The following is an 8,210-nucleotide window of genomic DNA, read 5'->3' on the forward strand; positions in this document are numbered from 1 at the left end:
CCGACGCGCCGCCGGTCCTGCACCGCCCTGCCCCCGTGCTGGTCAGACGTGGATCGGCACGCCTTTGACAGGCGTCGGCACCGCATTCACCGCAAGCGGCGGAGCCGCATTCACCAAAGCATCACAATTCCATCATCCTCGCTTCACGCTTCCCGCATAAACCCTGCGTCAGCGGCTTTGCATACGCATGCAACGGCGCTCGTCACTTCGGGAAATGCGGGAAGTTTGCGGCGATGGCGGAATTGCATGTCGAGAATCTGACCGTCGCCTATGGCGGCTCGCGCGTGCTGAACGGCGTCAGCCTGCATGTCCGCCCCGGCGAGTTCGTGGCGCTGCTGGGGGCGTCGGGCTGCGGCAAGACCACGCTGCTGCGGGCGGTGTCGGGTTTCGTGCCGGTGGACGGCGGGCGCATCGCCATCGCCGGGCGGGACGTGACCAAGGCACCGCCGGAGCGGCGCGACACGGCGATGGTCTTCCAGTCCTATGCGCTGTGGCCGCACATGACCACCGCCCAGAACATCGGTTACGGCCTCAAGCTGCGCCGCTGGCCCCGCCCGCGCATCGCCGAGCGGGTAGCCGAGATGCTGCGGCTTCTGAAACTCGACGGGCTGGCCGACCGCAACGTCACCCAGCTTTCGGGCGGCCAGCGTCAGCGCGTGGCGCTCGGGCGGGCGCTGGCGATCAATCCCGACATCCTGCTGCTGGACGAACCGCTGTCCAACCTGGACGCCCGCATCCGGCTCGAACTGCGCCACGAGATCCGCGCGGTACAGCAGCGGCTCGGCATCACCGCCGTCCATGTGACGCATGACCGCGAAGAGGCCATGGTGATGGCCGACCGCATCGTCATCCTGAACGCCGGCAGCATCGCCCAGATCGGCACGCCCGAGGAGATCTACCGCCGCCCGGCCAGCGCCTTCGTCGCCAGCTTCCTCGGCGCCGACAATGTGGTGCCCTTGCAGGCGACGCGGACGGACCAAACGCTGGAGATCGCCGCCGGCCCGAACCACGACGCCGTCAGCCTGCCGCTCGGCAATGACGGCGCGCAGGTCGAGATGCTGGGCAGCGGCGAGGTCGCCGCGCATTTCCGCACCGAGTCCGTGCAACTGGCATCGGCCGGCCAAACCCCGGCCGATGCGCTGGTCCTGCGCGGCCACATCACGCAGACAGCCTATCCCGGCGGCCGCTGGCGCTACGGCGTCGCGGTCGGCGGCATGGTTTTCCTGGTCGACGACGACGAACGCCGCACGGTCGGCGACGCCGTCGCCATCGTCATTCCGCCTTCGGCCCTGCATTGCTTCCCGCTCCGCGAGGAAGCGGCGGGAAGGGCCTGAGGCGATCCTGAACATCCGGCCCAACCATTGGGAAGAAGGGGGACTTTCATGAAGCTCGTGACGCTGAGGACGCTGCTCGCCGGCGCCGCCGGTCTGGCGCTCGCCGCCGGTTTTTCCGCCGCCCCGCTGAAGGCCGAGACGGTGCTGACCGTGCTCACCGCTGGCGACCAGAACATGGTCGATTACGTCAACGAGTATCTGGCGCCGAAGTTCGAGGCCCAGAATCCGGGCGTCAAGGTGCGTGCCGCCGGCACCGGGCCGGGCGACGGCGGATCGCAGAAGATCTATGAGAAGCTGAGCGCCGAGGCCGCCGCAGGGGCAGCCAAGTGGGATGTCGATGTCGCCGTCATCCACCAGAAGATGGCCGGCCAGATGGTGCAGGAGAAGATGCTCTCGGCCTATGTCGGCGATGTGAAGACCGGCACGCTGGCCAGCCGCGACAGCGCGCGCAACGCGCTCGGCACCGACGTCACCGGCTATGTCCTGCCGATGTTCCACAGCCAGATCGCGCTGGCCTACAACCCCGACCTGGTGAAGGCCCCGCCCAAGACCTACGCCGAGCTGGCGGAGTGGGTGAAGGCCAACCCGAAATCCTTCGGCTACAACGGCATCAAGGGCGGCATGTCCGGCGTCGGCTTCGTCACCGGCTGGACCGCCGCCAACATCGGCGATGCCGCCAAGCTGGAAAAGGGCCCCTATGACGCGACGATGAAGCCGGCGATCGAAAAGGCGCTGTCCGGCCTGAAGGAGTTCAACAAGAGCGTCACGCTGACCCCTGGCAATGCCGGCACGCTCGACATGCTGAACCGCGGCGAGATCGCCATGGGTCCGGTGTGGGTCGACATGTTCTACAGCTGGCAGGCCGACGGCCGTCTCAACCCGGCGATGAAGCTGCAGCTGATCGGTCCGGGCATGCCCGGCCAGCCGATGTACTACGCCGTCCCGGCCAAGGCCGCCAACCAGGAGGCCGCCCGCAAGTTCATCGAACTGGCGACCAGCCCCGAGGTCCAGGCCGACGGCATCGTCAAGCGCTTCAACTGGTATCCGGGCATCGACGCCACCTACGTGCAGCCGAAGCTGGACGCCCAGACCTGGGCCAAGCTGTTCACCGACGTGAAGCCGGACGAGCTGGCGAGCAAGGGCAAGCCCTTCCCGCTGTCGGGCTACTTCACCGACATCATGGAAGCCTATGAGCGCACCGTTGCCAACTGAGGCCGCCGGCCGTCCCGCCACCCTCCCCCGCTCGCGCGGGGGAGACGGCGCCCCCGCCCTGCCCGCCACCAGGATCGCTCCCGACTGGCTGTGGGGCGTGCTGCTGGTCATGCCGGCGCTGGCGATGGTGGCGTTGTTCTTCCTCTACCCGCTGGGTCTGTCGGCGGTCAGCGCCTTCCAGGGCCGTGACGGCGGCTGGACGCTGGCGAACGTCGTGAAGGCGTTCGAGCTGTACAGCCTCGACATGGCCTTCACGCTGGCCATCGTGCTGCTGTCCTCGGCGCTGGTTGCCATCCTGTCGGTGGCGATCGGCGGCTATCTGACGCTCGGCGGGAACCGGATTGCGGTCACCCTGCTGCGCTGGCTCTACCGCTGGCCGCTGTTCATCCCCTTCATCGTCGCCGCCCAGATGATGCGCTCCTTCCTCGCCAAGAACGGGTTGATGAACAACCTGCTGATCGGCAGCGGCATCATCGAGCCGCTGCAGGCGGCGAGCCTGCTCGACTGGCGCGGCGTCGTGGTGACCTTCGTGTGGAAGCAAACCCCCTTCGTCGCGCTGATGGTGGCGGGCGCCATGGCCTCGCTCGACCGTTCGACCATCGAGGCGGCACGCGACCTCGGCGCCGGACGGCTGCGCATCCTGGGCGAGATCGTCGTTCCCCAGATCCGGCCGACACTGACCGTCGGGCTGATCCTCAGCTTCGTGACCATGCTGTCGGTGATGTCGGTGCCGATGATGATCAATCCCAACAGCCCGACGATGATCACGGTGGACATGGCCTATCGCATCAACGCCCATGGCGATTACGGCGTCGCCAACGCTCTTGGCTTCGTCTCCTATGCCATGGCCGGTCTGGTCGGCTGGTTCTACCTGCGACATGGCGTGCGCCAGGGCGGTGCGCGATGACCTTCATCAACCCGACACGGACCCTCGCCCGAATATTCACCTGGATTCCGCGCGGGCTGGCTCTCGGGCTGCTGGCCTTCGTCATCTTCGGGCCGCTGACCAACCTCGGCCTGTGGGCGGTGGCGGAGAAATGGTACTTCCCCCACACCCTGCCCCTGCAATACGGCTTCTCCTTCTGGGAGCGGGTGTTCGCCCCACGCTCCAACGCCATGGCGTCGCTGGCGACCAGCGTCACCATCGCGCTGCTGACGGTGGCGGCCTGCCTTGCCGTATCGGTTCCCGCCGGCTATGCGCTGGCCCGGCTGCGCCTGCCCTGGCGCGGGGCGATCCTGCTGGCCTTCCTGCTGCCGCAGGCTTTTCCCAGCGTCGCGGTCTACATCAACGTGGCGCGCATTTTCTACACGCTGGGGCTGAACGGGACGGTGGCCGGGGTGGTGCTGGTCCACACCGTCCACGGGCTGGTCTTTTCGGTATGGATCACCGCCGCCGCCTTCGGCGCGGTCGACCGCTCGCTGGAGGAGGCGGCGCGCGACATGGGCGCCGGCCCGCTGCGCACCTTCTTCGGCATCACCCTGCCGCTGGCGGCGCCGGGGGTGATGGCAAGCTCCATCTTCGTTTTCCTCGAATCGCTGGACGAGTTCACCGGCACCTATTTCGTCGGGGTGCCCGACATCTCCACCCTGCCGCTGCTCATGTTCAACGCCGGCATGGGCGGCAACTTCCAGATCGCCGCAATCACCGCCCTGATCCTGCTGGTTCCCTCGGTGGGCTTCATGCTGGTGATCGAACGTTTCCTCAAGGCCGACGTGCTGGCCAAAGTCGGACACTGACCTCCATGGACATCCAGGTGCTGGGCGTCGGCGAAGCGGCCGACCCCTCCTTCGTCAATTCCTCGGTGATCGTCGCCGCCAACGGCTTCCGCCTGATGATCGACTGCGGTCATTCGGTGCCGTCCGCCCTGTGGCGGGAGGTGCCGGATCCCGACGCCATCGACGCGCTCTATTTTACCCACCACCATCCCGACCATTGCTTCGGCCTGGTGCCGGCGCTGATCCGCTGGACCGATGACCGCCGCAGCAAGCCGCTGGACATCGTCACCACCGTCGGCGGCTGGAAGCAGCTGGCCCTGCTGTTCCAGGCCGGCGCCACCGATCCCGAACGGTCGCTCTCCTTTCCCCTGCGCTGGATCGAGACGCCGGAAGACGGCACGCTCGGCCCCTTCCGCCTGCGCACCGCCTTGACGCGGCATTCCATGCCGAACCGCGCCATCCGGCTGGAGACGGGCGACGTCGCCTTCGCCTATTCCGGCGACGGCCGCGCCACGGCGGACTCGGAAGATCTCTTCCGTGGTGCCGACCTGCTGTTCCACGAATGCCTCACGGCAGAGCCGGAGCCGACACAGCCCTTCCATGCCGCCTACGCTCAACTGTCCGATTTTCCGGACCGGCTCGGCGTCCGCGCAATGCGCCTCTACCATGTCCGCATGGGCGAGCGCGACCGGCTGGCCGCCGCCTGCGCCGCCGATCCGCGGGTGCGTCTCGCCCAACCGGGGGAACGGATCGTCCTGCCGCTTCAGGCATGATTCCGGACCGGAACTCACCCGGCGGAGAGTTCCGGTTTGCCCGGCAGGCCGGATTGCCGCGACCGTTTCGCTTCGCGGAGTCTTGACGCGCCGTAGACGGTGGCAAGGGCGCAGGCCATGACGTACCAGGCGGGGGAGAGCGGATTCCCGGTGACGCTGATCAGCCAGGTGACGATGAACTGGGCGAAGCCGCCGAAGATCGATACGCCGACGCTATAGATGATCGACAGGCCCGAGGCGCGGACGCGGGACGGAAAGCTTTCCAACAACAGAAGCAGGCAGGATCCCGCCCCAACCGCATTCACGGCGATCAGCAGCCCGACCACCGCCAGCGCCGCCGGAAGGCTGGCGACGTGGGACAGCACCCAGAACGCAGGATAGGTCAGCAGCGCGCTCGCCAGCGCGGTCCAGATGACGAAGGGGCGGCGCCGGCCCAGGCGGTCGGACAGAAACCCGGCCAAGGGAGCCACCGCCAGCATGGTCGCCCCGGCGGCACAGCCCGTCAGAAAGGCGGTATGGGACGGCAGCCCAACGAACCGGATCAGGTAGGTCGGCATGTAGAAGATGTTGACGTAGGTGGATGCCGTGCCGCCCATGATCATCAGAACGCCGGTCAGCAGCTTGGCCCGGTGGCTGGACAGCAGCTCCGCCAGGGTGGCGGTGCCGCCGCGACCGTGGCGCGCGGTCTCCGGCAGCAGGCGGCGCAGATGAAGCCCCACCGGAACGATCAGCAGCCCCGCCAGGAAGGGAAGGCGCCAGCCCCACGCCTCCAGCGCATCGGCCGGCAGGTGGGTCGACAGCAGATAGCCGCCGAGCGCGCCCAGCAGGGCGGCCGCTCCCTGGCTGGCCATCTGCCAGCTGACCCGCAGGCCACGGCTGGCGGGGTCGCCCAACTCCATCAGCATGGTCGTCGCCACCCCGATCTCGCCGCCGGCCGAAAAGCCCTGCAGGATGCGGCCGAGCACGATGATGGCCGGTGCCGCCGCACCGATCTGCGCATAGGTCGGACAGAGCCCGATCAGCAGCGTGCCCAGCGCCATCAGGGCGATGGTCAGCACCAGCGCCGGCTTGCGCCCGACCCGGTCGGCGTAGGCCCCCATCACGATCCCGCCCAGCGGCCGGACCACGAAGCCAATCCCGAAGGTCAGCAGCGCCAGCAGGAGCGGACCGAACGCCGACTGTACAGGAAAGAACAGCTTGCCGATGGTCAGGGCGAAGAAGCTGTAGATGGTGAAGTCGTAAAGCTCCACCGCGTTGCCGACCGACAGCGCCAGGATGATGGCGGGAGGTGACGGTGGATCACCGGCGGCAACGTTCGGCAGTGCCATGGGCCTTCTCCATCCGCCATTCAAAGGGCGCAAGAGGTTCACAGAGATCCGGGCTGTCCGGCGAAGAATGCCACGTCCGACTTTGCAACATTCGCACAAATTCAGACATGATCATTCCCAAGATAACTCAATTTCTTTTCAGAATTTTCCCTACATCCATTCCTATACCTAGGGATGGCTTTGAAAGTGTTTAAATCAGGTAGCCATTGCAGACATCGGCGTTCCGCGGCGCCAACCGGTTCAACTCCGATCGACGTGATCGTTGACGCATTGGCAGAGGATATCACGATGCAATCCGAAGACATCCCGGCACCGGGCACCACCCGCCGCACCCTGATCGTCGGCGCGACCGTTGCCGGTGCCGCCGTCGCAACCTCCGCGGTCGTCGGCGCCACCGACGCTGCGGCGGCCGAACGCCGCCATTCCGGAGACACGGCATCCCACACCAAGGAAGGGAAACGGACGATGACCAGCGGCAAGACCGAAGACGGCTTCGTCACCGCCAAGGACGGCGCCTCGATCTACTACAAGGACTGGGGACCGCGCGACGCCCAGACCGTCATGTTCCACCATGGCTGGCCGCTGAGCGCCGACGACTGGGACGCCCAGATGCTGTTCTTCCTGAACCATGGCTATCGCGTCGTCGCCCATGACCGGCGCGGCCATGGCCGCTCGACGCAGACGGCGACCGGCAACGAGATGAACACCTATGCCGACGACGTGCTGGCCGTCGTCGCCGGGCTGGGGCTGAAGAACGTCTTCCATGTCGGCCACTCGACCGGCGGCGGTGAGGTCGCCCGCTATCTGGGCCGCCACGGCACCGCGCGGGCCGGCAAGGCGGCGCTGCTCGGCGCCGTCCCGCCGATCATGCTGAAGACGGAGGCCAATCCGGGCGGCCTGCCGCTGGAGGTGTTCGACGGCTTCCGCGCAGCACTCGCCGCCAACCGCGCCCAGTTCTTCCGCGACATCCCCTCCGGCCCCTTCTACGGCTTCAACCGGGATGGCGCCAAGGTCTCGCAGGGCGTCATCGACAACTGGTGGCGGCAGGGCATGATGGGCGGGTCCAAGGCCCATTACGACTGCATCAAGGCGTTTTCCGAAACCGACTTCACCGAGGATCTGAAGAAGATCGACATCCCGGTCCTGGTGATGCACGGCGACGACGACCAGATCGTGCCGATCGCCGATTCCGCGCTGCTGTCGTCCAAGCTGCTGCCGAAGGGCAGCCTGAAGGTCTATAAGGGCTTCCCGCACGGCATGGCGACCACCCATGCGGAAACCATCAACGCCGACCTGCTGGCCTTCTTCAAGGCCTGACGCCTCCCGGTGACCCCCACAGGATTTCCCACGGGGGTCAACCTATACGCAGGTATGGATGGCGCATCCTGTTCCGGTTGTAGGAAATGGACCGCTTGCGGCCGGGGCGGTCGGCGGGCCGGGGCCTGACCGGAGGGAGAATGACGTTGTGCTGAGTGGTCCCACCATCTGTGTCGTCGACGATGATGAAGCCATCCGGGAAAGCCTCGACAACTTCCTGCGCTCGGTCGGCATGCGGGTCCGCACCTTCTCTTCGGCGGAGGAATTCATCGTCTACGAAGGAGAGGTCGGCTGCCTCATCACCGACCTGAACCTGACGGGCATGGATGGGTTCAGCCTGCAGATGGTGCTGTTGCAGCTCGGGCGCAGCCATCCGGTGATCGTGAATGACGCCTTCGCCACCCCGGCCGCCCGCGTCCGCTCGCTGGCCCAGGGCGCCGTCGCCTTCGTGACAAGCCGCTCGACCCGGAAAACTGCTCCTCCTCATCGAAGAGCCCTCGGGACAAACCAGGGGAACGCACACAATGACC

Annotated in this window: 8 protein-coding genes; 7 read left to right on the forward strand and 1 reads right to left on the reverse strand. The window is 66.9% G+C overall.

The window, feature by feature from the left end:
- The first annotated feature begins 233 nt into the window (after positions 1-233).
- Genes I71_RS21745 through I71_RS21765 form a run of 5 tightly spaced genes read left to right on the forward strand, consistent with a single transcriptional unit; the run spans position 234 to position 5,035 of the window.
- Positions 234-1,334: an ABC transporter ATP-binding protein gene (locus I71_RS21745; RefSeq protein ID WP_042698073.1), complete on the forward strand. Its 1,101-nt coding sequence runs from the start codon at positions 234-236 to the stop codon at positions 1,332-1,334.
- A 48-nt stretch (positions 1,335-1,382) separates the two neighbouring features.
- Positions 1,383-2,546, forward strand: a complete 1,164-nt coding sequence (locus I71_RS21750; RefSeq protein ID WP_199902224.1) for an extracellular solute-binding protein — start codon at positions 1,383-1,385, stop codon at positions 2,544-2,546.
- Positions 2,524-3,453: an ABC transporter permease gene (locus I71_RS21755; protein WP_199902225.1), complete on the forward strand. Its 930-nt coding sequence runs from the start codon at positions 2,524-2,526 to the stop codon at positions 3,451-3,453. The genes I71_RS21750 and I71_RS21755 overlap by 23 nt, the downstream gene beginning before the upstream one ends.
- The gene (locus tag I71_RS21760) at positions 3,450-4,283 is read left to right on the forward strand and encodes an ABC transporter permease (protein WP_042698076.1); all 834 of its coding nucleotides are present in this window, start codon (positions 3,450-3,452) and stop codon (positions 4,281-4,283) included. The genes I71_RS21755 and I71_RS21760 overlap by 4 nt, the downstream gene beginning before the upstream one ends.
- A gap of 5 nt (positions 4,284-4,288) precedes the next feature.
- The gene (locus I71_RS21765; RefSeq protein WP_042698079.1) at positions 4,289-5,035 is read left to right on the forward strand and encodes an MBL fold metallo-hydrolase; all 747 of its coding nucleotides are present in this window, start codon (positions 4,289-4,291) and stop codon (positions 5,033-5,035) included.
- A gap of 14 nt (positions 5,036-5,049) precedes the next feature.
- Here I71_RS21765 and I71_RS21770 read toward each other — a convergent pair whose 3' ends face one another.
- Positions 5,050-6,363 (reverse strand): MFS transporter, encoded by a 1,314-nt coding sequence (locus I71_RS21770; RefSeq protein ID WP_042698082.1) that lies wholly within the window; start codon positions 6,361-6,363, stop codon positions 5,050-5,052.
- 465 nt (positions 6,364-6,828) lie between these two features.
- Here I71_RS21770 and I71_RS21775 point away from each other — a divergent pair, with 465 nt between their 5' ends.
- Positions 6,829-7,680, forward strand: coding sequence for an alpha/beta fold hydrolase (locus tag I71_RS21775; RefSeq protein ID WP_042698091.1), 852 nt, complete (start codon positions 6,829-6,831; stop codon positions 7,678-7,680).
- 58 nt (positions 7,681-7,738) lie between these two features.
- Positions 7,739-8,210: response regulator transcription factor (locus I71_RS21780; RefSeq protein WP_148294321.1), on the forward strand; the 472-nt coding region annotated here is incomplete at its 3' end.

This window comes from Azospirillum sp. B506, assembly GCF_000333595.1.
In the GTDB taxonomy this organism is placed as follows: Bacteria; Pseudomonadota; Alphaproteobacteria; order Azospirillales; family Azospirillaceae; genus Azospirillum.